The organism is Amycolatopsis rhabdoformis, assembly GCF_035918295.1.
Lineage (GTDB): Bacteria > Actinomycetota > Actinomycetes > Mycobacteriales > Pseudonocardiaceae > Amycolatopsis > Amycolatopsis rhabdoformis.
In genome coordinates this window covers 1281337-1303801 of sequence record NZ_CP142149.1, presented here as the reverse complement: position 1 = coordinate 1303801, position 22465 = coordinate 1281337, and the positions used below count along the sequence as shown (strand labels likewise).

Here is a 22465-nt window from a genome sequence, read left to right as displayed (position 1 = left end):
TCTTCCTGCCTGGGGCTACTGTGCGCCGAACGTGAACAGGATCTTGCCCGTGCGACCAGGCGCAAGTGAGTGCTCGAACGCCTTCTCGTACTCACCCAACGAGTACGTCGCCTCCACCGGCGCCGCGAGGTCGCCGGAAGCCACCAGCTCGGCGAGCTCCGCGTAGAGCGCCGTGACCTCGTCAGCAGTGGCAGTGCGGAGCCAGTTCATCAGCCAGAAGCCCGTGAGCGTGATGCCGCGGAAGACAACGTCGGCCGGTGAGATCCGCGGGGCGCCTTCCGGGAAGGCGTAACTGACGACCGTGCCGCCGTCCTTCAAGGCGCGAGTGAGGTCCTTGACGACCCCGCCGCCGGTCGCATCGAGGATCACCGACACGCGGTCGCCGGCCAGCGCGTCGCGGACGGAGGCGCGGAGGTTCTCGTCGGAGACCACCGCGGCGTCACCGCCGGCGGCGAGGACCGGCGCGACAGCAGAGGGGCGACGGACGACATTCAGGGTCCGCAACCCGGCCCGCCGGGCCAGCGCGATGACATACCGCCCCATCGCCGAGTTCGCGGAAGTCTGCGCGATCCACGACCCCGGTTCGAAGCGGGCGAAGGACCGCACCAGCAGGTACGCCGTCGCCGGGTTGACCGCGAGCATCGACAGCTGCTGCAGGTCGACGTCGTCGGGCACCGGCAGGACGCCGCGCCGCGGGAGTACCACCCGGTCGGCCCACAGGCCCGCCTCCGGCGAGGGCAGGACGAGCACCCGGCGGCCCACCAGGGCCGGATCACCGGACACCACCCGGCCCACGCCCTCGGCCCCGAGCGGCGCGGGCAACGCCGGACGCACGCCGTAGAGCCCGCGCATCAACAGGAAATCGGCCGGGTTCAGCGGCGCCGCCAGCATCTCGACCACGACGTCGTCCGGGCCGGGCGCCGGCAGGGGCCCGTCGTCGAGGCGCACGGAGGAAGCGGGGTCGCCGTATTCGGTCAGCAGGAGGCGGGCCATCGCGGGTGTCCTCTCGAAGCGAGCCGGGTCGTCCTCCGAAGGTTATGACACCTGTCATAGTTGTCAAGCCGGCAGGTCACGCAGGGCCACCCCGACCACGGCGGCGCCGGAGTGCGTCATGATCGTCGCGGCGTGGTCGGCGCCAGCGAGGCGGCGCGGGGGCCGCAGGGTGGGCAGCGCGGCGCGGAAAGCAGCCAGCGCGTCGTCGCTGTACGCGGGTGGCGTGTCCGCGCCGACGCCCCACTCCGCGCACACGAGTTCCGTCGGCACCGTGATCTCCTGCCAGCGCGAGTCGCCGAAGAACACGTCGGCGGCGTCGGACAGCACGGCCGCGCGGCTGAGCATCACGCGGCCGTCGGTCAGGTCGTGGTCGAGGCAGTCGAGCAGGAGCGGGTCGGCGGGGTCGAGCAGCGGGTTGGCGCGCGTGAAGTACGCGAGGTACTCGCCGACGTCGGCCCAGCGCCGCGAGACGCGCTCGAGCTGCGGCGCGAACGCGGCGGCCACCGTCTCGCGCGTGAGCCCCGGGGGCACGGTCATCGGCAGCCCGCCGTCCACCAGCACGAGGCCGCGCACGCGGTCCGGCCGGCGCGTGGCCAGTTCGACCGCCACGAACCCGCCCATCGACATCCCGCACACGTCCACCCGGTCGTGGCCCAGCGCGTCGAGCACCCGCACCAGGTCCTCGGCGTGCTGCCGCAGTGAAGACGGCCCGGCCACCGCGAAGCTGCCCGCGCGCCCGCGCAGGTCGGGCAGCACCAGCGAAAGGTCCGGCGCCTCGGCCCGCAGCCAGTTCCACAGCCGCCGGTTGCTCGTGACGCCGTGCACGGCGAGCACCGGCGCCGAGGCCGCCGTGACCACCTCCACGGCCAGCGCCCCGCCCTCGACGGGCACCGCCACGGTCCTCGATTCGCGATCCATCAGCCCACCGTAGCGGCCGCGACGGCCCGTTGGACCACTGTGGACGGTCATGGCCCGATCGGCGGCCACTCCTCGTGGTGGTCGAGCCACCACCGCGCGATGTCCAGCCGGCGCAGGAACCGCACCCCCGGCTTCTCCCCCGCGTACCGGACGAAATCCCGCACCGCCGACGCCCGCCCCGCCTGGCCGCTCCACCGCGGGTGCAGGCCCACCGTCATCATCCGCGCGCCATGCCCTTCGTCCGCCTCCTCGCACAGGTAGTCGAGCGCGAGCCGCAGGCTCTCGAAGAACTGCGCGGGCGAGCCGTAGGTGGGGCTCAGCAGGTAGCGGGTGTCGTTGTACACCTTCGAATACGGCACGATCAGCAGGCCGCGATCGGAGAAGTACGGCAGCTCGTCGTTGCACGGGTCGGAGTCGTAGAGGAACCCGCCTTCGGCCACGAGCAGGTCGAGCGTGTGCTCGCTCGGGAACGAGCGCACGTACCACCCGCGCGGCCGCTGCCCCGTGGTGCGCTCCAGCGAGGCGATCGCGCGCCGCAGGTGGTCGCGCTCCTCCTCGACCGGCATGCGTGCGTAGTCGAGCCAGCGGTACCCGTGGCCGATCACGTCGTGGCCGCGTTCGCGGATCCACTGCGCCACGGCCGGGTTGCGCTCCAGCGCGACCGCGCACGCGCCGATGCTCACCGGCACCGCATAGCGGTCGAAGATCCGCGCCAGGCGCCAGATCCCCACGCGGCTGCCGAACTCGTAGTGCGTCTCGGTGCCGAGGTCCCGCACCTCGGGCCCCACCTCGTAGGCGTATTCGCCCCAGCTGTCGTTGCGGCCGTCGCCGTCGGGGATCGAGTACTCGGCGCCCTCTTCGTAGTTCACCACGATGTTCACCACGACTTTGGCCTCGTCCGGCCAGCGCACGCGGGGCGGATACCGGCCGTAGCCGACGAAGTCACGCGGGGACGTGGTAATGGACACGGTGGCCGGGTCACGGGGTTCTGGCACGAACCCAGCGTGGCACGACCACCGCCGGCCGGCAGGGTCAGCTCGGCAGCTTCGCCGCCAGCACGTCCACCGGCGTGATCCGCGGCTCCACCGCGAACAGCTCGCGACCGCGTAGCTCGATCTGCTTGCGCACCTCACCCTGCAGATGGGTTTCGCGGTCTTCCTCGGTCTCGAAGGCGTCGAAGATCCGGAACGACGCCTCCCCGAGGCGGAAGCTGAACCAGGCGAGCGTGCCGGGCTCGGCGTCCACAAGGGACTTGGCGTCGACGAGGAACTGTGCCACGTCTTCCTCCTTGCCTGGTTTCGCTTCGAACTCCACGAAAAATCCGTACGCCGGCATGGTTTTCCTCCTCGCCCGGGCCACCGTGACCCGGCTCCTCGGACGCTAGCTGGCGCGAAGCGTGGGTGGCCCTCGAATCCCGCCAGATCGAGCCTCACCCGGCGCCCGATTCCTCAGCCGAGCGCCGGCGCCGCCCGGAACGTGGCCCGGTAACTGCCCGCGGTGGTGCCGACCTGCCGTTCGAAATGCCGCCGCAACGTCTCCGCCGAGCCGAACCCGACCATCGCCGCGATCTCCGAAATCCGGTGGTCGGTCGTCTCCAGCAGCACCTTCGCGCCGGCGACGCGCTCGCGGTTGATCCAGTCGAACACCGTCATCCCGGTCGCCCGGCGGAACTTCCGCACCAGGCTCCGCTCGCTCACGTGCACCTGCGCCGCCAGCCCGCCGAGCGTGAGCGGCTCGTGCAGGTGGTCGCGCAGCCACGCCAGGAACGACCCGAGCGCCGGCTCCCCCGCGACCCGGATCGACTCCTTCACGAACTGCGCCTGCCCGCCCGGCCGCCGCGGGGCCGTCACCAGCACTCGCCCGACGTCACCGGCGTACGCCTGCCCGAGGTCCTCGGCCAGCAGGTGCAGCGCCAGGTCCGTCGCCGAAAAGATCCCGCCGGACGTGTGCACCGGGCCGTCGTCGACATACAGACAACCGGGTTCCAGCTCGACCAGCGGGAACTCGCGGCGGAACTCCTCGGTGAACAGCCAGTGCGTCGTCGCGCGCCGCCCGTCGAGCAGCCCGGCCCGCGCGAGCAGGAACGCGCCGCCGCAGAACGACACCATCCGCGCCCCGGCCCGCGCCGCCTCGCGCAACGCCGCCGACACGACCGGCGACCGGTCCGCCAACGGATCCTCGACGCCCGGCACCACCACGGTGTCCGCCGTCCGCACCGCGTCCAACGGCGCCAGCTCCCCGAAGTCCACGCCGGAAGCCAGCGTCTGCCGGGGCCGCGCACCGCACAGCACGACCTCGTACGCGCTCTCGGTCTCCCCGGTCAGCTCGGCGATCGCCGCCATCCGCGGGCCGAACACCTGCTGCACCACCGCGACCTCCAGCGCCACCGAATCCGGCACCACCAGCACGGCGATCACGTGCTTGTCCCGCCCGCGCGAGGTCACGGGCAGCTTGGCCGGACGCATCGACACCCCGGATCCGGCGGAACCCGAGTACGGCGTCACAGCCGGCCCGCTTCCACCACGGCGGCCACGAACGCCCGCGGCTTCTCCTGCGGCAGGTTGTGTCCCGCGCCGGGCACGAGGTGGTGCACGCGCGGACCGGTGAAGTGCTTCGCCGACGCCGTGCCGTCGGTCGCCGGGAAGCTGCCGTCGGCGAGGCCGTCGAGTGTCACCGCCGGCACGGTGATCGGCGGCTGCGCCAACAACCGCGCCTCCAGGTCGGCGTAGCGCGGGTCGCCGGGCACCGCGCCCTGGCGGATGCGGTAGTTGTGCAACACCACGTCCACGTAGTCCGGGTTGTCCATCGCCGCGGCAGCGACGTCGAGGTCGGCGCTGGTGAAGTGCCAGTTCGGCGAGTTGTGCCGCCACACCACTTCGGCCAGCTCACGACGCGAGCGGGTGAGCGCGGTGCGCCCGCGCTCGGTGAGGAAGAAGTAGAAGTACCAGTGCGCCGCCTCGGTGTCGGCGGCGTCCGGCGACGATTCGACCACGGCCGGGTCGAGGTTCTGGATCAGGTAGCTGTTCACCGACACCAGCGCTCGGCACCGGTGCGGCCACAGCGCGGCGGCGACGTCGAGCGCGCGCCCGCCCCAGTCGTAGCCGCCGAACACCGCGCTCTCCACGCCGAGCGCGTCGAGGAACGCGATCAGGTCGGCACCGAGCGCGGCCTGTTGGCCGGACCGCATCGTGGTGGCGGCGAGGAAGCGCGTGGCACCGTGTCCGCGAAGATAGGGCACCAGCACGCGGTGCCCGAGCCGCGCCAGCGCGGGCGCCACCTCGGCGTAGGCGTGCGGGCTGTAGGGCCAGCCGTGGGCGAGCAGCACCACGCTGCCGTCGGCCGGGCCGACCTCGTGGTAGGCGAGGTCGAGCAGGTCGGTGCGCACGTGCCGGACCGGGCCGAGACCGGCCGGCGACGCAGGGGCCGGTGCGGTGCCGGCCGAAGCCGGGGAGGCCGGGAGCGAGGCGGCGACCGCCCCCGCGCCCACGGCCTTCCCGAACGCCCGCCGCGAGATCATGGTGTGCTCCTCATCGGTCGGGCGCGCCCTCAGGCGACGGTGGCGTCGATGGTGACCTCGACGTTGCCGCGGGTCGCCTTCGAATACGGGCAGATCTGGTGCGCGGCGTGGCCGAGCTCCTCGGCCGTGCGCTGGTCCACTCCGGACACTTCGAGGTGCAGCGCGGCGCTGAGCCAGAAGTCGGCCGACTCGTTGTGCAGCGTGATGTCGGCGACCACCGCGAGGTCGGCGAGCTTCACCTTCCGCTGCGCCGCCACGATCTTCACGGCGCCGAGGAAACACGACGCCCAGCCGGCGCCGAGCAGCTGCTCCGGGTTCGTGGCGCCGCCGTTGCCGCCGAGCTCTTTCGGGATGGCGAGCGTGACGTCGAGCGAACCGTCGGACGCGGTGGCGCGGCCGCCGTTGCGGCCCTCTCCGGTGGCGGTGACGACGGCGGTGTAAGTGGTTTCGGTCATGACGACTGTCCTTTCTCGACGGAAAATCGGGGTGTCAGGCGGTGGTGCGGGCCTGCGCGAGCAGCACGTCGCGCAGGATTTCGAGCTGACCGTGGTGCTGCACGAGATCGGTGCACAGGTGCAGCAGCGCACCGCCGGCGTCGAGGGGGTCACCGAGGCCCGGCAGAGCGGCCGCGACCTCGGCGTGCGGATCGGCGCGGGTCACGTCTTTCTCGAGCTGCCGCAAGGTCTTGCGCACGCGGTCGAGCAGCGGCGCGACCGGGCCGGCGGCGGTGAACTCGGCGTCGCGGTCGCGGTGGGCCGCGCGGCCGGCCACGACCTCCCCGGCCCAGTAGGCCGTGGCGCCGAGGCTGTGGTTGAGCACCGCGTACGGCGTGTTGGCGCCGGGCAGCTCGAGGCGCGTATTGGCCAGGTCGTCGCCGAGCTGCTCGACGATGCCGGCCATGCCGGTGAGCGCCCGGGTGACCACGTGCAGGTACTGGCCGGTGGTGATCACGGGCACTCCCCCGGCAGCGGCACCGGGGTGCCGGTGAGCGCGCCGAGCGTGAACAGCAGGTTCCGCAGCACGAGCAGAAGCGAGGCAGTGGGATCCATGCGAACCGAGACCTTTCCGGACGGGGCCGTGAACCGCGGTTTCCGCGGGGCCCGGTGGCGATGCCGAAACTCTCGCATGACTATTCGTCACCGGTCAAGAAGGTTACGCATTTTATTTTCCATTCCGGTAAACTCGTTTTTATCGGTTAGCACTTGTTGCGTTCTTTTTCGTCACCTGTCAGACTGGTGCGATGGAACACGCCTTCCCCTGCGGGAACCCGGCACTCGACTTCGTCGGGACCCTGCGCGCCCGGCGCAACGCCGAACCCCTGGAGAAGCTGGGCTCACCGCGCAACCTCGACGCGTGGTTCCGCGAGTCGGGGGTCACCGACACCGACCCGGGCAGCCGGCCCCACGACGTGGCCGCCGCCATCGAGCTGCGTGAGGCCATCTACGCGCTGGTCGCGGCCCGGTTGTCCCACCACGAGTCCGATCAGCGCGCGATGACGCTGCTCAACGAGTTCGCGGCGCAGCCCACCACCGTGCCGCAGCTGACCCCGGAGGGCCGCCGGCTCGAGGCCACCGCCACGCAGGCGCTGTCGTCGGTGGCGCGCGAGGCCGTGGAGATCCTCGGCGGTCCCGACGCCGACCTGCTCAAGGAGTGCGGCCGGCCCGAGTGCACCCAGGTCTACCTCGACCGCTCCCGCGGGTCGCGGCGCGAGTGGTGCGCCATGGCGACCTGCGGGAACAAGATGAAGGCCGCCGCCTACCGCGCCCGCCAGCGCGGCAACCCACCGCTCACACCGTCGCGACAGGTCGGCTGACCGACTCCCCCGCACGACCCCAGCCCGGCGAAGACACCTTCACCGGGCTTTTTCGTGGCGCAAATCATAACCTGTCTAGATGGTGACGATATTTCGCTAGGCTTCGGGCATTCCATTTCCCGGGGGAGAAGCCATGCTCACTCTTGTGCTCACCGGTCTGCTCGCGGGTGCGGTCACCGGCATTTCTCCGTGCGTACTGCCGGTGCTGCCCGTGGTCCTCACCGCCGGGTCGCGCCGGCCCGTGCGCGTGGTGGCGGGGCTCGTGGTGAGCTTCGGCCTCGCGACGCTCTTCGGCTCCCTGGTGCTGAGCGCGTTCCACCTGCCCCAGGACCTGCTGCGCGACGCCGGCATCGCGGCTCTCGCTCTGCTCGGGCTGGGCCTGGTCTCGCGGCGCGTCGGCGAGCTGCTGGAACGGCCGTTCGCCCGGCTGCGCGGCCGCACGGCCGGCCCGGACTCCGGCGCGTTCTCGGTCGGTCTCGCGCTCGGCCTGGTCTACGTGCCGTGCGCCGGCCCGGTGCTGGCGACCATCGCCGTGCTCGGCGCGACCCACCGGATCGGGTTCGGCGCGGTGGCCCTCACGGCGGCGTTCAGCGTCGGCGCGGGCCTCCCGTTGCTCGCGCTCGCCTTCGCGGGCGACGCGTTGGCGCACCGGGTCCGGGCCCTGCGGTCACGGGCTCGCGCGATCCGCGTGACCACCGGCATCGCCCTCCTGGCGGTCGCGGTGGCCACGGCGTTCGACCTCACCGCGGGCCTGCAGCGCGCGGTGCCCGACTACACGGCGGCGCTGCAGAAGTCTTTCGAGGCCACGACTTCCGCGACCACTGGCCTGCGCCGGCTCACCGCCGCACCCGAGCCCACCGGCATCACCTCGTGGCTCAACACGCCGCCGCTCACGATCGCCGGCCGACAGGGGAAGGTCGTGCTCGTCACGTTCTGGACCTACAGCTGCGTGAACTGCCTGCGCGCGCTGCCCCACTACGAGAGCTGGTACCGCACCTACCGCTCGTCGGGCCTCGTGGTGCTCGGCGTGCACACGCCGGAGTTCGCGTTCGAGCACGAGCCCGCCAACGTCGCCGCGCAGGTCCGCGCCCTCGGCGTCGACTACCCGGTGGCCCTCGACAACGACTACGCCACCTGGAACGCCTACGGCAACCAGTACTGGCCCGCCTCCTACCTCGTCGACGCCTCCGGCCAGATCCGCGGCTCCCACTTCGGCGAAGGCGCCTATGCCGACACCGAACAGCAGATCCGCGACCTCCTCACCGTCGCCGGCGCCGGACCCTTGCCGCCGCCCACCGACGTCCCCGACGCGACCCCGCTCGAACCCACCACGCCGGAGACCTACCTCGGCCCGGCCAACGCGCCCGTCGCCCTCACCGGCGACCAGCCACCACCGGGCCGGACCCGCACGCTGCACTTCCCCGCCGCCGTCGCGTCCGACACCTTCGCCCTCGACGGCACCTGGACCGCCTCGGGCGAGTCCCTCACTGCGGGCCCCTCCGCGCGGCTGCGCCTGAACTTCCGCGCCCGCACCGTCCACCTCGTCCTCGGCGGCACGGGCACGGTGACCATCGACGACAACGGCACCTTGACGACCGTGGCCGCCTCGGGCGTCCCGAAGCTGTACACGCTGGTTTCCGGCCCGGCATCCCGCCGTTCGACGTTGACGCTTTCCCTCAGCCCGGGCCTTCAGGCTTACGACTTCACGTTCGACTGAGCGAGTTGCCCACAATGGAGGATCAGATGGCGCGCGGTGCCCGCCTGTAGTCACCGATCGCGCACCGCCACCCGGTCTCACGGTCCAACCACGTCGCGGCGCCGTCGACCAACCCCGCCCGCGCCGGCCGCGACGTCGCCGGAACCAGCGGCAGCCCGATCCGCAAGTTGTCGACCACGAAGTCCTGCAGCCGATCCGCGACGTCGACCAGCCGCGGCTTCCCGGTCCCGGCGTGCATCGAAGCCGAAACGGACACCGCCGGGACCGTCGAGGTGCACCCGCAGCTCGTCGGCACCGACGAGGTACACCGACCAGGTCACGGATCGGAGCCACGAAAGCTGCTCGGCATCGTCCGTGCCGGTCAGGAAATCGCGCAGCACCAACGCCACATCGGGTGCATCATCGCCGGCCACAAGCGGGCCCGGCGGAGAGTCCGGCACGGGCGGCGTCCCCGGGGAAATGTGCAGCGAACTCCGGAACGCTTCGCCACCGTCCATCGTCAGCCCCTCCTCGCGTCGACCACCGACCCGCAGGCTACCTCGAACCCTCCACAATGGACGAATCACAACCCCCGCAACGGCAGCTTCGTGATCTTCCCCGTCGGCCCCTTCGGCAGTTCGTCGACGATCCGCACGCGACGCGGGTACTTGTACGCCGCGATCCGCTCCTTCGTCCAGGCCACAATCTCCGATGGCGAAGCCGACGCGCCCGGCTTCAGCGAAACCACCGCCACGATCTCCTCTCCCAGCCGCTCGTCCGGCTCCCCGATCACGGCGGCCTCGGCCACGGCCGGGTGGCGGTAGAGCAGCTCCTCCACCTCGCGCGGGTACACGTTGTACCCACCGCGGATCACGAGGTCCTTCTTGCGGTCCACCACGAACACGAAGCCGTCCTCGTCGACGTAGCCGAGGTCGCCGGTGTGGAACCAGCCGCCGCGGAAGGCTTCGGCGGTTTCGGCGGGGCGTTTGTAGTAGCCCTTGGTGATGTTGTGCCCGCGCAGCACGATCTCGCCGACGTGGTCGGGCCCGGGCGGCAGCGGGTGGTCGGCGCCGTCGACGATGCGCAGCTGCACGCCCCAGATCGGCTTGCCGATGGAGAGCACCTTCCGGTTCGCGGCGCCCGGGTTCACGGTGGTCGTCGACGCGGATTCGGACAGGCCGTAGCCCTCCAGGACCGGGATGCCGTACTTCTCCTCGAACGCGAGCAGCACCTGTTCCGGGATCGCGGCGCCGCCGGAGCTGCCGATGCGCAGGCTGCTCGTGTCGTACGCCGAGCTGTCGGCGACGGCCAGCGCGTGGTACATCGTGGGCACGCCGGCCATGATCGTCACACGGTCGCGCTCGATGGCGGCCAGCACGGCGTCCGGCTCGAAGCGGCGCACCACCGACACCGTGCGCCCGTGGCGGGCCGCGGAGTTGAGGATGCTGGAGAGGCCGTAGACGTGGAAGAACGGCAGCACGGCGAGCACCACGTCGTCGGGTTCCGCGCCGAAGGTCTGGCCGCCGATCGTGCACGTCATGTACAGCGAGAAATGCGACAGCTCGGCGCCTTTCGGGCGGCCGGTGGTGCCGCTGGTGTAGAGCAGCACGGCGGTGTCGTCGGCCGCGCCCGGGTGCAGGTCGCCGTCGTCCGCCGCGGCGAGCAGCTCGGAGAACTCGACCGCCTCGGCCGGCCAGCCGGAAAGATCACCCACGACGACCGCGGCGACCTCGGGCACCGAGGCGAGCGCCTTGGTCACCTCGCCCACGAGTGCCGTGTCGGCGATGAGCAGCCGTGAGTCGGAGTCGGCCAGGTGGTAGGCGATCTCGTCGGCCTTGAGCAGCGGGTTCAGCGGCACCATCGTGAGCCCGGCCTTGAGGATCCCGAAGTACGCGAACACGAACTCGGGCACGTTGGCCAGCTGCACCGCGATCTTGTCGCCGGGCGCGAAACCCCGCTGCCGCAACGCCGTGGCGACCCGGCCGGACGCCGCGTCCACCTCGGCGTAGGAGTGGATTCCACCCGGAAAACGCAGAAAGTCCTTTTCCGGCTGGGCGAGAGCGGACTCCCGCAGGATCGTGGCCAGGTTGAAGCTCACGCTACCTCCGAACCTCGTTCTGCCCACGACACGCGTGAGCAGCGCACTTCGTTGTCGACCCAGTCCGGTCGAGCCCAGGCTACCGAATCCTGTTCGGTTCGCCGAGGACTACTAGTTCGACGATCGAACAAACAAGGGTTACAGTCGGGATCATGCCCTCCCCCGGAGAATCCCGCGAACAGACCGCCACGAACGCCGTGCGGGCGCTGGCCCGCGTCTCACGGTTGCTCGAGCGCTCCTCGGGGGAGCTCAACCTCGCCCACTACCGCGTGCTCTCGGCCGTGGCCTCGGGCGACGAGCGCGCCTCGCGCGTGGCCCGGCGCCTCGCCCTCGGCCGCCCGGCGATCAGCGCCGCGGTGGACGCCCTCACGAAGCGCGGCCTGCTGATCCGCGGCGACGTCGACGCCGACCACCGGGCCACGGCGCTTTCCCTGACCCCCGAAGGCGAACAGCTGCTCGCCACCACCGAGGCCGGGATGGTCGAAGGCCTCATGGCGCTGGTTTCCCGCACCTCCGACGGCGACGGCGTGCTCGAGTCGCTCAGCCGGCTCGGCGACGCGATCGACGAGGTCATGGCGCAGCGCTCGGCCGGAAGCCGGTGAGCGGCACGCAAGAGAAGTCCCGCTGGCTGCGCCGCCTCAGCGGCTACGTGCTGCGCCACCGCCGCGAGCTGCTGATCGCGTTCGGCGCCGCCGTGCTCGGCAGCGCCTGCCAGACCGTGGTGCCGCTGCTGGAACGCCAGATCGTCGACGGCGTGATCCTCAGCCGCACGGCCTCGCTCTGGCCGTGGCTCATCGCGCTGCTCGTGATCGCCGCAGCGGCCTTCGTGTTCGCCTACCAGCGGCGCTACCACGGCGGCCGCGTCGCGCTGGCCGTGCAGTACGACCTGCGCAACGACATCCAGGCCCACCTGCAGCGCCTGGACTTCGCGAACCTCGACCGCATGCCCACGGGCCAGGTCGTGTCGCGCGCGACTTCGGATTCCGCGCTGGTGCAGGGGCTGCTCAGCCTGCTGCCGATCATGAGCGGCAACATCCTGCTGGTCTTGCTCTCGCTCGGCGTGATGCTGGTCCTCTCCCCGCTGCTCGCGCTCGTGAGCCTGATCGTCGTGCCGCTGCTGCTCACCGTGAGCTACCGGATGCGGCGCCGGATCTTCCCCGCCACCTGGGCCGCGCAGCAGCGCGAGGGCGACGTGGTGCAGATCGTGGACGAAGACGTGAACGGCGTGCGCGTGGTCAAGGCGTTCGGCCAGGAAGGCCGCGAGCTGAACCGCCTGGCCGACACCGCGGGCGATCTCTACGGCATGCAGCTGCGCGCCGTGCGGCTGCAGTCGCGCTACCAGCCGCTGCTGCAGGCGATCCCCGCGCTCGGCCAGGTCGCGATCCTCGTGCTCGGCGGCTGGCTCGCGCTGCACCACGGGCTGAGCCTCGGCACGTTCCTCGCGTTCTCCACCTACGTCGGCCAGCTGATGGCCCCCGCGCGCCAGCTCGCCGGCGTGCTCGCGATCAGCCAGCAGGCCCGCGCCGGCGTGGAGCGGATCTTCCAGCTGATCGACCTGGAACCGGACATCGCCGACGCACCCGACGCCGTCGAGCTGCCGACCGCCAAGGGCGAGATCACGTTCGAGGACGTCCACTTCGGCTATTCCCCCGACGCGCCGGTGCTGCGCGGGTTCGACCTGCGTGTCGGCGCCGGCGAGCGCGTGGCGCTGATCGGCCCGAGCGGCAGCGGCAAGACCACGGCGACCATGCTCGTCTCCCGCTTCCACGACCCGGACTCCGGCGCCGTGCTGCTCGACGGCCAAGACCTGCGCACCGTGCGGCTCCAGTCCCTGCGTTCGCAGGTCGGCGTGGTGTTCGAGGAGAGTTTCCTGTTCTCCGACACGATCCGCGCCAACATCGCCTACGGCCGGCCCGGTGCCACCGACGAGGAGATCTCCGCGGCGGCCAAGGTCGCCGAGGCCGACACCTTCATCCGCGCGCTGCCGCAGGGCTACGAAACCGTGGTCGGCGAACGCGGGCTCTCGCTTTCGGGCGGGCAGCGCCAGCGCGTGGCCCTCGCCCGCGCGATCCTCACCGACCCGCGCGTGCTCGTGCTCGACGACGCCACCAGCGCCGTCGACGCCAACACCGAGGAATCGATCAACGCGTCGCTGCGCATGGTGCTGGCCGGGCGCACCACGCTGCTCGTCGCGCACCGCCGCTCGACCCTGCACCTGGCCGACCGCGTGGTGGTGCTCGACCACGGCGTGGTCGCCGACCAGGGCACCCACGAGGAGCTGCTCGACCGCAGCGCGCTGTACCGCACGTTGCTCACGGGCCTCGAAGAGGAAGCCGCCGAACGGGTCGGCGACCGGATCGAAGCGCTCACCGCGGCCGGCACCACGGCGTCGGCCTGGCGCGGTGACCGCACCGGACAGCCGCGCAACGGTCAGCGGCTCGCCGCCCGTCCCACCGGCGCCGCCGGCATCGGAGCCGGCCTCGGCGGCTCGGCCGGCGGCCGGAGCTGGCGCGCCGCGCTGCCCCCGACCCCTCAGCTGCTGGCCAGCGTCGACCGGCTGAAACCCGTGCGGGACTTCGCGAAGGTCGACCTCGAAACCGAAGCCCGCCAGCAGCGCACGTTCTCCCTGCGCACGCTGCTGCGCGAATTCCGGCGGCCACTGCTGTTCGGGCTGCTGCTGGTGGTGATCGACGCCGTCGCGTCGGTGGTCGGGCCGGTGTTCGTGAAGAGCGGCATCGACGATGGGGTGCTGCAGGGTTCGCAGGCCGTGCTGTTCGGCGCGGCGGGGCTGTTCCTGCTGATCACGCTCGTGGCGTTCCTCGACGAGGTGGCGCAGACGTTCGTGACCGGGCGCACCGCGCAGCGCGTGATGCTGTCGCTGCGCATCCGGATCTGGGCGCAGCTGCAACGGCTTTCGCTCGACTACTACGAGCGCGAGATGGCCGGCCGGATCATGACGCGGATGACCACCGACGTCGACCAGTTCGAGTCGCTCATCCAGAACGGGTTGCTCTCGGCACTGGTCGCGTTCGTGACGTTCGCCGGTGTCGGCGTGACGCTGGTCGTGGTCAACCCGCTGCTGGGCCTCTGCACGCTCACGGTGGTGGTGCCGCTGGCCATCGGCACGGTGATCTTCCGCCGGCGCGCGGCGAAGCTCTACGACGTGGCGCGCGAACGCGTGGCGATCGTGAACGCCGATTTCCAGGAAAGCCTTTCGGGCGTGCGGGAATCGCAGGCGTTCGCGCACGAGGACGAGACGATCCGCCGCTTCCGCCGCCTCGGCCGCGACTACCTCGACTCGCGGTACTCGGCGCAGCGCCTGGCCGCGACCTACTTCCCGTTCGTGCAGTTCCTCTCGGCGGGCGCCGACGCGATCGTGCTCGGCGTCGGCGCCGGGATGATCTACTCGGGCCGGCTCACGCCGGGTGCGCTGATCGCGTTCATCCTCTACATCGACCTCTTCTTCTCCCCCATCCAGCAGCTTTCGCAGGTGTTCGACTCGTGGCTGCAGACGCGCGTGTCGGTGAGCCGCATCTCCGACCTCATGCGCCTGGAGACGCTCACCCCGCCCGCCACCTCGCCGCTGGACCCGGGCCGGCTTCGCGGCGAGATCACCTTCGACGGCGTGCGGTTCGCCTACCCGTCGGCACCGGGTCCGGTGTCTGCCGAACGCCGGGGCCCCGCCGATCCGCGGCTGGTCGCGGGCTCGTCCGTGGTGCTGAAACCGCCGGAGGCCTTGCGTGAGGTCGACCTCACGATCGCGGCCGGCGAGACCGTGGCCCTGGTCGGCGAGACGGGCGCGGGCAAGTCGACGCTGGTCAAACTCCTCGCGCGCTTCTACGACCCCGACACCGGCAGCGTCCGCGTCGACGGCCACGACCTGCGCTCCCTCGACCTCGCCGCCTACCGCCGCGCGCTCGGCTACGTGCCCCAAGAGGCGTTCCTCTTCACCGGCACCGTGCGCGACAACATCGCCTACGGCCGCGCCGACGCCACCGACGCCGAAGTGGAAGCCGCCGCCCGCGCGGTCGGCGCCCACGACTTCGTGGCCACCCTCCCGGGCGGCTACCTCCACGAAATCGCCGAACGCGGCCGCTCCCTGTCGGCGGGCCAACGCCAACTCCTCGCGCTGGCCCGCGCCCAACTCGTGGACCCGGCCATCCTCCTGCTCGACGAGGCCACGTCCAACCTCGACCTCGCCGCCGAAGCCCACGTCGCCGACGCCATGCGCACCCTGGCCGCCGGCCGCACCACCATCGTCATCGCCCACCGCCTGCAGACCGCCCAGTCCGCCGACCGCATCGTCGTCCTCGACCACGGCCGCATCGCGGAGTCCGGCGCGCACGCCGAGCTCCTGGCGCGCGGGGGGCGGTATGCCGGGATGTGGGAGGCGTTCGAGCTGCTGTCGGGGCAACGGTGATCGGGCAGCGCCGCCCCGAACGACTCGGGTGTTGCGCCAGCACCCACCGGGCCGGCCCTACGAGGCCCACCGAGCCCACAGCCACCACGCCAGGCTGAGCCGGACCGGGCTGAGCCGGACTGAACCGGGCTGGGCTGAGCCGGACCGGGCCAGGCCGGGACTGGCCGCGCTGAACCGGACTGCGCGGGCCTGACCACAAACACCAGGCCCACACCCACCGGGCCGGGACAAACCCCACCCTCCCGAGGGGGCCGTCCCCGAACCCATTCTATCGGCGACCACCGACAAAAACCCCGTCCAGCACCGTCTTGGAGCCGGTTGTCCACAGCCGGACGAGTGATTCATCCGGCGACCCGGCAACCCGGTGACCCACTAACCAACTTTCACTCCGACTTCGCCAGTTGTTGACCAAGTCCACCACCTCCGGCTATGGTCTAGACCACAATGCATTCCTTCGCCCCCGGCCCCACCCAGCCGGGAGCACTCCCCGAAGGAGCCTGATGTGAAAGCGAACCGGAAACTCATCGCCGGCCTCACCGGCGCCGCCCTCGCGCCCGTGCTCGTGCTCGTCGGGCCCGCCGGCATCGCGAGCGCCCACGGTTACGTGAACTCGCCCGCCAGCAGGCAGGCGCAGTGTGCGCAGGGGATCGTGGACTGTGGGGCGATCAAGTACGAGCCGCAGAGTGTCGAAGGGCCCAAGGGCCTGCACAGTTGCAACGGCGGCAAGGCAGAATACGCCGAGCTCAACGACAACTCGAAGCCCTGGCAGGCCGCGTCCGTCGGCTCCACGGTCACGTTCACCTGGACTTTCACCGCGCGCCACAGCACGGCGAGCTACGAGTACTACGTGGGCGACGAGAAGGTCGCGAGCTTCGACGGCCACAACCAGCAGCCGCCGGAAACCGTGGCGCACCAGGTGGACCTGGGCGGCCACCCCGGCCGCCAGACCGTGCTCGCCGTGTGGAACATCGCCGACACGGCCAACGCGTTCTACTCCTGCATCGACCTCCAGGTCGGCTGAGCAGCCCGAAAAGAAGCCGGCCGGCAGCCGGTTTCCCCTCGGCGACAACGATTCCCCGCCCACGCCGTGGTCACCCCCAAGCATTCTCCAGGAGGCGATTTCCCTGATCTCCCGACGAGCCTTCCTCGGCGCTTCCGCCGCAGCAGCCACCTTTCCGTTGTGGGGCACCAGAACCGCCTCCGCAACAACCCCGGACACAGTGAAGCTCGTGTTCGACGACCGCTCCGGCGCCGACCAGACCTACATCTACGTCACCGGCATCGCACCGGACAACCGGCCCGTGATCCTCAAGGCCGACGGCACGCCGTACTACCCGCCGTCACCGTCAGCGCAGACACCGCTCGCCGAAGACTGCGCCATCCCCGCGACGGCGAAGCTCAACGTGCCCAAAATGGCGGGCGCCCGGATCTACGTGGTCACCGACGCCAAACTCGACTTCTTCGTGAACCCCGGCCCCGCCCTCGTGCACCCGAGCTTCGTGGACACCGCGGACCCGAACCACGGCCGCAGCTGGTCCTTCTGCGAGTTCACCTTCAACGACGCGGTGCTGTTCGCCAACATCAGCTACGTCGACTTCGTCGCGATCCCGATGGGCCTGCACCTCACCACCACCGGCTCCGGCGACCAGACCGTGCCCGGCCTGCCCGCCGGCTCGCTCGATCCGATCAGCGCCGCACTGAAGGCCCAGGGCGGCGCGTGGGCCGAGCTCGTGGACACCGGCGCCGACGGCCGGCCGCTGCGGGCGTTGTCCGCGCAGCACCGCGCCGATCGCTTCAGCGGCTACCTCGACGGTTACCTCGACTCCGTCTGGCAGAAGTACGCGGGCACCGACCTCACCGTCGATTCGCAGATCCCCGGCCTCGGGAAGTTCACCGGTCGCGTCGGCGGCGACGGGCAGCTCGCGTTCGGCAGCGAGAAGTTCGCCAAACCAGCCACCGCCGACGTGTGGAGCTGCGACAGCGGCCCGTTCGCCCTGCCGGCCGGGGCCAGTGACGCGCGCAAGGCCATCGTCCCGCGCCTCGCCGCCGCCCTGAACCGCACGACGCTGCTCGACAACCCGAACCAGCCCGACGGCGAAGACCCGGCGAAGTTCTACACCGCCCCGCAGACCAACCACTACGCCCGCATCGTGCACAGCCGCCTGCCGGACAACCGGGGCTACGCCTTCCCCTACGACGACGTCTCCCCCGCCCCGGACTTCAGCGGCGCCGTGCAGGCCGGCGACCCGGACACCCTCACCATCACGATCAACGCGCTGCGTTAGCACCCCGCTCGAACTGTACTGTATGGTACAGACAGACGGCGGGCATCGGGCCCGCTCCCGGAGACGGGCCCGATGCCATGTCCCGCAGCGATTTCCTGGTCACCACCGAGTGGCTGGCCGCCCACCTCGACGACGCCGGCGTGCGGATCGTCGACATCCGCGGCTCCGTGCCGCCGCTGCCCGGCCAGGGTGCGCAGCCCGCCGGGCTCGGGTACGAGAGTTCGGCCGACGAGTACGCCGCCGGGCACCTCCCGGGCGCGGTGTTCCTCGACTGGACGCGCGACATCGTCGACCCGGACGACGCCGTGCCCGTGCAGGTGGCCGGCGCCGAGCAGTTCGCCGAGGCCATGGCGCACGCCGGGATCGGCGACGAGCACCTCGTGGTGGCCTACGACACGCACCCGGCCTCGACCTTCGCCACCCGGCTGTGGTGGGCGCTGCGCTACCACGGCCACCAGCGCGTGGTGGTGCTCGACGGCGGGTTCACGAAGTGGCAGCAGGAAAACCGTCCCGTGGACACCGCCGTGCCGCAGCACCCGCGCGCGACGTTCACGCCGCACACCCGGCCCGAGCTGCGCGCCACGGCCGAAGACGTGCTGGCCGCGCTGGACAAGCCGGACACGCAGCTCGTCGACGCCCGCGACCCCGGCCAGTACACCGGCGAGATCGCGCGCCCCGGCAACCGCCCCGGGCACATCCCCGGCGCCGTGAACGTGCCGCGCGAAGACCTCGTGGACCTCACCACCGGCACCTGGCGCCCGACCGCCGAGCTCACGCGGATCTTCGCCGCCGCCGAGCTCGACCCGGACCGGCCGGTCCTCGCCTACTGCAACGGCGGGGTCGCGGCCTCGACCGTCCTCTTCGGACTCGGCCTGGCCGGCTACCCGCTCGGGGCCAACTACGACGGCTCCTGGAACGAGTGGAGCGCGCGAGCCGACCTGCCCGTCGAAACCGCCTGAGGAGGCCGCCGTGGTCACCGAAATCGCCACCCTCACCGCGCTGCCCGGGGGCGCCGACGAGCTGGGCCGCGCCCTCGCCACCGGCGTGCCGTTCCTGCGCGAACACCCGGATTGCCGGTCCGCGAAGGTCAGCCGGTGTGTGGAAGAGCCGGGCCGCTTCACCGTCGCGGTGGACTGGACCTCGGTCGAGGGACACGAGCAGTTCCGTTCGACCCCGCTGTTCCGCCAGTGGATCGGCTCGATCGCGGGCCGCTTCGACCCCGCGACGCTCGACACCCGCCACTACGAAGAGTATCCAGCGTAGATGCGCCCCGAACCGACCACGAGCCGCGGCCGCCGCACGCGCGAGAAGATCGTGACCACGGCCGCACGGCTGATGCACGAGCGCGGCCTCGGCGGCACGCCGCTGGAAGACGTGCTCGCCGAGAGCGGCACCGGCAAATCCCAGCTCTACCACTACTTCCTCGGCAAGCAGGACCTCGCCGTCGCCGTGCTGGAGCACCAGCTCGAACGCGTGCTGGCCGCGCAGCCGTCGCTGCGGGACGAGGGCTGCACCGACGTGCGCCGCTGGCGTGACGAGGTGCTCGCCGCGGCCGAGGAGAGCGGGTACGGCAACTGCCCGCTCGGCGCCTTCGTCGGCCAGGTCGACGACGACGCCGAGCTGCGGGCCACCCTCGCGCGCCTCTTCGATCGCTGGCAGGCCGCGATCACCGAGCTCGTGCGCCGCGCCCAGGCCGCGGGCGAGATCCCCGCGGACGTGTCCGCGGAGGACCTCGCCCTCACGTTGCTCACCGCGCAGCAGGGCGGCACGGCGATGTCGCACCTGCACGGCTCACCCGACGCCCTCGCCCGCTCGCTCGACGGCGTGCTCGCGCGCGTCAGCCGGTGAGGTCACCCTCGGCGGCGTTCTTCGCCGCGTAGAAGGCCAGCTTCTCCTCGTCGACCTCCACGCCCAGGCCCGGTCCGGTCGGCACCTTCAGGCGGCCGTTCTCGAACCGCAGCGGCTCGACGATGTCGTCCACGTGCAGGTAGTACATGCTGTCGATCGCGCGCGACAGCACCGGCGTGCTGGCGACCACGGCGAGGTGCGCGGCCGTCGCGATGCCGAGCTCGCCACCGCTGTGCAGGTTCATGCCGAGGCCGAACGTCTCGCAGTGCGCGGCGAGCGCCTTCGTCGCCGCGATGCCGCCCCACTTGTAGACGTCGCCGTGCACCACGTCCACCGCGTTCAGGCGCACCGCCGGGGCGAACTCCTCGAAGCGGACCAGGCACATGTTGGTGCACAACGGGATCCGCACCTTCGCGCGGACCTGGCTCATGCCCTCGATGCCCACACACGGGTCTTCGAGGTACTCCAGGTCGAGCTCCTCCATCGCGAGCCCGGCGCGGATCGAGTCGGGCACCGACCACGCGGCGTTCGGGTCCACGCGCAGCTCGACGTCGGGCAGCGCGCGCCGCAGCTCACGCATGATCTTCACGTCGCCGAACACGTCGGTGGTGCCCTTGAGCTTCACGGCCGTGAAGCCGCCTTCGGCCACGACCTTCGACGCGTGCTCGGCGATGCCCTGCGCCAGCTCGCGGCCCTGCGCGCCCGGCGCGTCGGCGCGGGTCACGAGCGCGGTGATCGGCACTTCGTCGCGCACCGGCCCGCCGAGCAGATCGGTCACGCGCTGGCCGGTGGCCTTGCCCATCACGTCCCAGCACGCCACGTCGAGCGCCGCCAGCGCCGCGTAGCCCAGGTAACCGTGGAAGAACGGCACCATGTGGTGGCGCCGGTGGAAGGCCTCGAGCGCGAACGGGCTCGTGCCGATCAGCTCGGCACCCAGCTGGCGGGTGAGCTCGGCGACGGGCCGGCCCCACATCGTCTCGCCCCAGCCCTCCACGCCGGTGTCGGTGCGCAGCCGCACGACCGTGCGGGTCTCCCCCGTCTTGGTCTCGAACGAGCTGGTGAACGGGTTGGTCAACGGCAGGTTCACGACCTGCACGTCGACATCGGTGATCTTCATGCCTCCCCTTCGGTGTGTGCGTGCTCGCGAGTGGCGCTCGCGAAGGCGCGGATCGCGGCGGCCAGCGCCGCCACCCGCCGGTCGAGCAGATCGGCGCCGCGTTCGGCGGTCGCCGCCGTGGCGTCGTCGGTCGAGCCGCCGACGCGGGCCCATTCGCCGTACCGCTCGACCGTGAGCCCCGGGTACGGCGGCCGGTCGAACAGCGGCGGCGGGGTCACGTCCGGGCGCGGCCCGGGTTCGCGGACCAGGTCAGGCTTCGCGGCGAGCATCAGCGACGTCTCGAACAGCCCGGCGTGGCCCGGCGAGGCGGGCTCGCCGATCGCCCAGTACGAGCACGCGGCGAGCGCGACGTCGGCCTTCAGCGCGTACTGCTTCACAGCCAGCCGCATGATCTCGTCGTTGCCGCCGTGGCCGTTCACCACGAACACGCGCGAGAACCCGCTGCGCCCGAGTGAATCGAGCACGTCGGCGAGCACGGCCTGCAGCGTGGCGGCCGAAAGCGACACCGCGGCCGCGAACAGGTGGTGCGGGCTGTGCCCGAACGGCAGCGCGGGCAGCCGCACCACCTCCGGCTCGCCGCCGAGCCGCTCCAGCGCGCCGTCGACCACGGCCTCGGCCAGCATCGTGTCGGTACCCATCGGCAGGTGGCCGGCGTGCTGTTCCTGCGAGCCGATCGGCAGCAGCGCGATGGCCGACGGCGCGGCCGCGCGCACCTCCCGCCAGGTCATCCGCGTCAGTTCGGGCATGTGGGCTCCCCTCGTCGGGCCGGGCGTGGCATCGTGACCGCATGAATTCCGGCGAACGGCCAGCACTGCGGCTGGTCCCGGCTCCGGCCGTGGCCCCGGACGCCGAGGTCAAGGCACCGCTGCTGGGCGCCGTCGAGCTGCTGCCCGCACGCGTGCGGGCCGCGCTGCTCGACCTGTCGGGCACGGTCGTCTGGCAGAGCACCACGACCTACCCGCACGGCACGGCCGACCCCGCCGAGATCGACGCCGCGCTCGCGGAGGCGGTGCGGTTCCCGAGCCCGCCGACCGGGGTCGGGATCGCCGCCGCGGGCCTGGTCGACGCCGCGGCGGGCGTGATCATCGAGGTCAACGAGGTGCCCGCGCTCCACGGCTATCCGGTGGCCGAGGTGGTGACGCGGCTGGCCGGCGTGCCGGTGCACGTGGAGCACCTCGCCCGTGTGCAGGTGCTCGGCGACCGCTGGTTCGGCCCGGGCCGCGGCCGCACCACCTTCGCGTCGGTGTCGACCGGCGAGGTGCTCGGCGTCGGCATCCTCTACGACGGCGAGGTGCTCGCCCCGCCCGGCGGACGCAGCGGGGCGCACATGACGGTGGCCGCCAGCGGCCTGCCGTGCACCTGCGGCGCGCGGGGCTGCTGGAAGACCGTGGCGACCACGTCGTGGCTGCGCGCCGAAGCCGAGCGCCGCGGCCTGGCCGGGCGCACGGTTGCCGAGCTGGCCGGCGACCCGCTGCTCGACGAGTACGCGGGCAATATCGCGCTCGGCCTGGTCAACATCCAGCAGCTGTTCGCGCCCGGCCTGTTCATCCTGCACGGCGAGGCCTCCGAGGGCGGCGAGGCGTTCCGCGCCCGCATCGAGCACCGGCTGCGCGAGGACTCGTCGTGGGCCACCGGCGCCGAACCGCCCCGGGTGCTGGTCAACACCGGCCCGGCCGACGACATCGTGCTGCTCGGCGGCGCGGGCCTGGTGCTGTCGCGGCACTGAGCAGCGCACGGACCACCGCCCGGCGTCCGGCGGC

General features: G+C 71.8%; 22 protein-coding genes. 10 read left to right on the top strand and 12 right to left on the bottom strand.

What is annotated here, in order from left to right; genetic code table 11:
- Positions 1 to 15: 15 nt before the first annotated feature.
- The 8 genes from VSH64_RS06045 to VSH64_RS06010 form a co-directional block, all read right to left on the bottom strand.
- The gene (locus VSH64_RS06045; protein ID WP_326834476.1) at positions 16 to 993 is read right to left on the bottom strand and encodes a zinc-dependent alcohol dehydrogenase family protein; all 978 of its coding nucleotides are present in this window, start codon (positions 991 to 993) and stop codon (positions 16 to 18) included.
- Between the two features lie 63 nt (positions 994 to 1056).
- The gene (locus VSH64_RS06040; RefSeq protein WP_326834475.1) at positions 1057 to 1911 is read right to left on the bottom strand and encodes an alpha/beta fold hydrolase; all 855 of its coding nucleotides are present in this window, start codon (positions 1909 to 1911) and stop codon (positions 1057 to 1059) included.
- Positions 1912 to 1958: 47 nt separating this feature from the next.
- Positions 1959 to 2906, bottom strand: coding sequence for a polysaccharide deacetylase family protein (locus tag VSH64_RS06035; RefSeq protein WP_326834474.1), 948 nt, complete (start codon positions 2904 to 2906; stop codon positions 1959 to 1961).
- Between the two features lie 37 nt (positions 2907 to 2943).
- Positions 2944 to 3246, bottom strand: coding sequence for a putative quinol monooxygenase (locus tag VSH64_RS06030; RefSeq protein ID WP_326834473.1), 303 nt, complete (start codon positions 3244 to 3246; stop codon positions 2944 to 2946).
- Between the two features lie 113 nt (positions 3247 to 3359).
- Positions 3360 to 4376 carry a GlxA family transcriptional regulator gene (locus VSH64_RS06025; RefSeq protein ID WP_326837914.1) on the bottom strand — a complete coding sequence of 339 codons (1017 nt, stop codon included), beginning with the start codon at positions 4374 to 4376 and terminating at the stop codon, positions 3360 to 3362.
- A 35-nt stretch (positions 4377 to 4411) separates the two neighbouring features.
- Positions 4412 to 5428, bottom strand: coding sequence for an alpha/beta fold hydrolase (locus VSH64_RS06020; protein ID WP_326834472.1), 1017 nt, complete (start codon positions 5426 to 5428; stop codon positions 4412 to 4414).
- Between the two features lie 29 nt (positions 5429 to 5457).
- The gene (locus VSH64_RS06015; protein ID WP_326834471.1) at positions 5458 to 5883 is read right to left on the bottom strand and encodes an Ohr family peroxiredoxin; all 426 of its coding nucleotides are present in this window, start codon (positions 5881 to 5883) and stop codon (positions 5458 to 5460) included.
- A gap of 34 nt (positions 5884 to 5917) precedes the next feature.
- Entirely contained in the window at positions 5918 to 6379 is a 462-nt protein-coding gene (locus VSH64_RS06010; RefSeq protein ID WP_326834470.1) for a mycothiol transferase, read from the bottom strand.
- 289 nt (positions 6380 to 6668) lie between these two features.
- Here VSH64_RS06010 and VSH64_RS06005 point away from each other — a divergent pair, with 289 nt between their 5' ends.
- Entirely contained in the window at positions 6669 to 7241 is a 573-nt protein-coding gene (locus VSH64_RS06005) for a CGNR zinc finger domain-containing protein (RefSeq protein ID WP_326834469.1), read from the top strand.
- A gap of 133 nt (positions 7242 to 7374) precedes the next feature.
- A complete protein-coding gene (locus VSH64_RS06000) occupies positions 7375 to 8958 on the top strand; it encodes a cytochrome c biogenesis protein DipZ (protein WP_326834468.1) in 1584 nt (527 codons plus the stop codon).
- Positions 8959 to 8980: 22 nt separating this feature from the next.
- On the opposite strand, the gene VSH64_RS05995 is transcribed toward VSH64_RS06000, so the two are convergent.
- Together VSH64_RS05995 and VSH64_RS05990 are read right to left on the bottom strand one after the other, a co-directional pair.
- Complete coding sequence (locus VSH64_RS05995) at positions 8981 to 9214, bottom strand: hypothetical protein (RefSeq protein ID WP_326834467.1); 234 nt, start codon at positions 9212 to 9214, stop codon at positions 8981 to 8983.
- 306 nt (positions 9215 to 9520) lie between these two features.
- Positions 9521 to 11035 (bottom strand): long-chain-fatty-acid--CoA ligase, encoded by a 1515-nt coding sequence (locus VSH64_RS05990; RefSeq protein WP_326834466.1) that lies wholly within the window; start codon positions 11033 to 11035, stop codon positions 9521 to 9523.
- A 152-nt stretch (positions 11036 to 11187) separates the two neighbouring features.
- On the opposite strand from VSH64_RS05990, the gene VSH64_RS05985 reads away from it, so the two are divergent.
- The 7 genes from VSH64_RS05985 (at position 11188) to VSH64_RS05955 (ending at position 19588) form a co-directional block, all read left to right on the top strand.
- A complete protein-coding gene (locus VSH64_RS05985) occupies positions 11188 to 11637 on the top strand; it encodes a MarR family winged helix-turn-helix transcriptional regulator (RefSeq protein WP_326834465.1) in 450 nt (149 codons plus the stop codon).
- A complete protein-coding gene (locus VSH64_RS05980; RefSeq protein WP_326834464.1) occupies positions 11634 to 15455 on the top strand; it encodes an ABC transporter ATP-binding protein in 3822 nt (1273 codons plus the stop codon). Before VSH64_RS05985 ends, VSH64_RS05980 begins: the two co-directional genes overlap by 4 nt.
- A 502-nt stretch (positions 15456 to 15957) precedes the next feature.
- On the top strand, positions 15958 to 16476 hold the full coding sequence (locus VSH64_RS05975) for a lytic polysaccharide monooxygenase auxiliary activity family 9 protein (RefSeq protein ID WP_326834463.1): 519 nt from the start codon (positions 15958 to 15960) through the stop codon (positions 16474 to 16476).
- A 208-nt stretch (positions 16477 to 16684) separates the two neighbouring features.
- On the top strand, positions 16685 to 17740 hold the full coding sequence (locus tag VSH64_RS05970) for a glycoside hydrolase family 64 protein (protein ID WP_326834462.1): 1056 nt from the start codon (positions 16685 to 16687) through the stop codon (positions 17738 to 17740).
- Positions 17741 to 17817: 77 nt separating this feature from the next.
- Positions 17818 to 18699 carry a sulfurtransferase gene (locus tag VSH64_RS05965; RefSeq protein WP_326834461.1) on the top strand — a complete coding sequence of 294 codons (882 nt, stop codon included), beginning with the start codon at positions 17818 to 17820 and terminating at the stop codon, positions 18697 to 18699.
- 10 nt (positions 18700 to 18709) lie between these two features.
- The gene (locus VSH64_RS05960) at positions 18710 to 19003 is read left to right on the top strand and encodes a putative quinol monooxygenase (protein ID WP_326834460.1); all 294 of its coding nucleotides are present in this window, start codon (positions 18710 to 18712) and stop codon (positions 19001 to 19003) included.
- On the top strand, positions 19004 to 19588 hold the full coding sequence (locus VSH64_RS05955; protein WP_326834459.1) for a TetR/AcrR family transcriptional regulator: 585 nt from the start codon (positions 19004 to 19006) through the stop codon (positions 19586 to 19588).
- Here the strand turns inward: VSH64_RS05955 and VSH64_RS05950 are convergent.
- Together VSH64_RS05950 and VSH64_RS05945 are read right to left on the bottom strand one after the other, a co-directional pair.
- Positions 19578 to 20705 carry a mandelate racemase/muconate lactonizing enzyme family protein gene (locus tag VSH64_RS05950; protein ID WP_326834458.1) on the bottom strand — a complete coding sequence of 376 codons (1128 nt, stop codon included), beginning with the start codon at positions 20703 to 20705 and terminating at the stop codon, positions 19578 to 19580. The genes VSH64_RS05955 and VSH64_RS05950 overlap by 11 nt on opposite strands.
- Entirely contained in the window at positions 20702 to 21451 is a 750-nt protein-coding gene (locus tag VSH64_RS05945) for a creatininase family protein (protein WP_326834457.1), read from the bottom strand. Before VSH64_RS05945 ends, VSH64_RS05950 begins: the two co-directional genes overlap by 4 nt.
- A 41-nt stretch (positions 21452 to 21492) precedes the next feature.
- Here VSH64_RS05945 and VSH64_RS05940 point away from each other — a divergent pair, with 41 nt between their 5' ends.
- Positions 21493 to 22431, top strand: a complete 939-nt coding sequence (locus tag VSH64_RS05940) for an ROK family protein (protein ID WP_326834456.1) — start codon at positions 21493 to 21495, stop codon at positions 22429 to 22431.
- Positions 22432 to 22465: the final 34 nt, after the last annotated feature.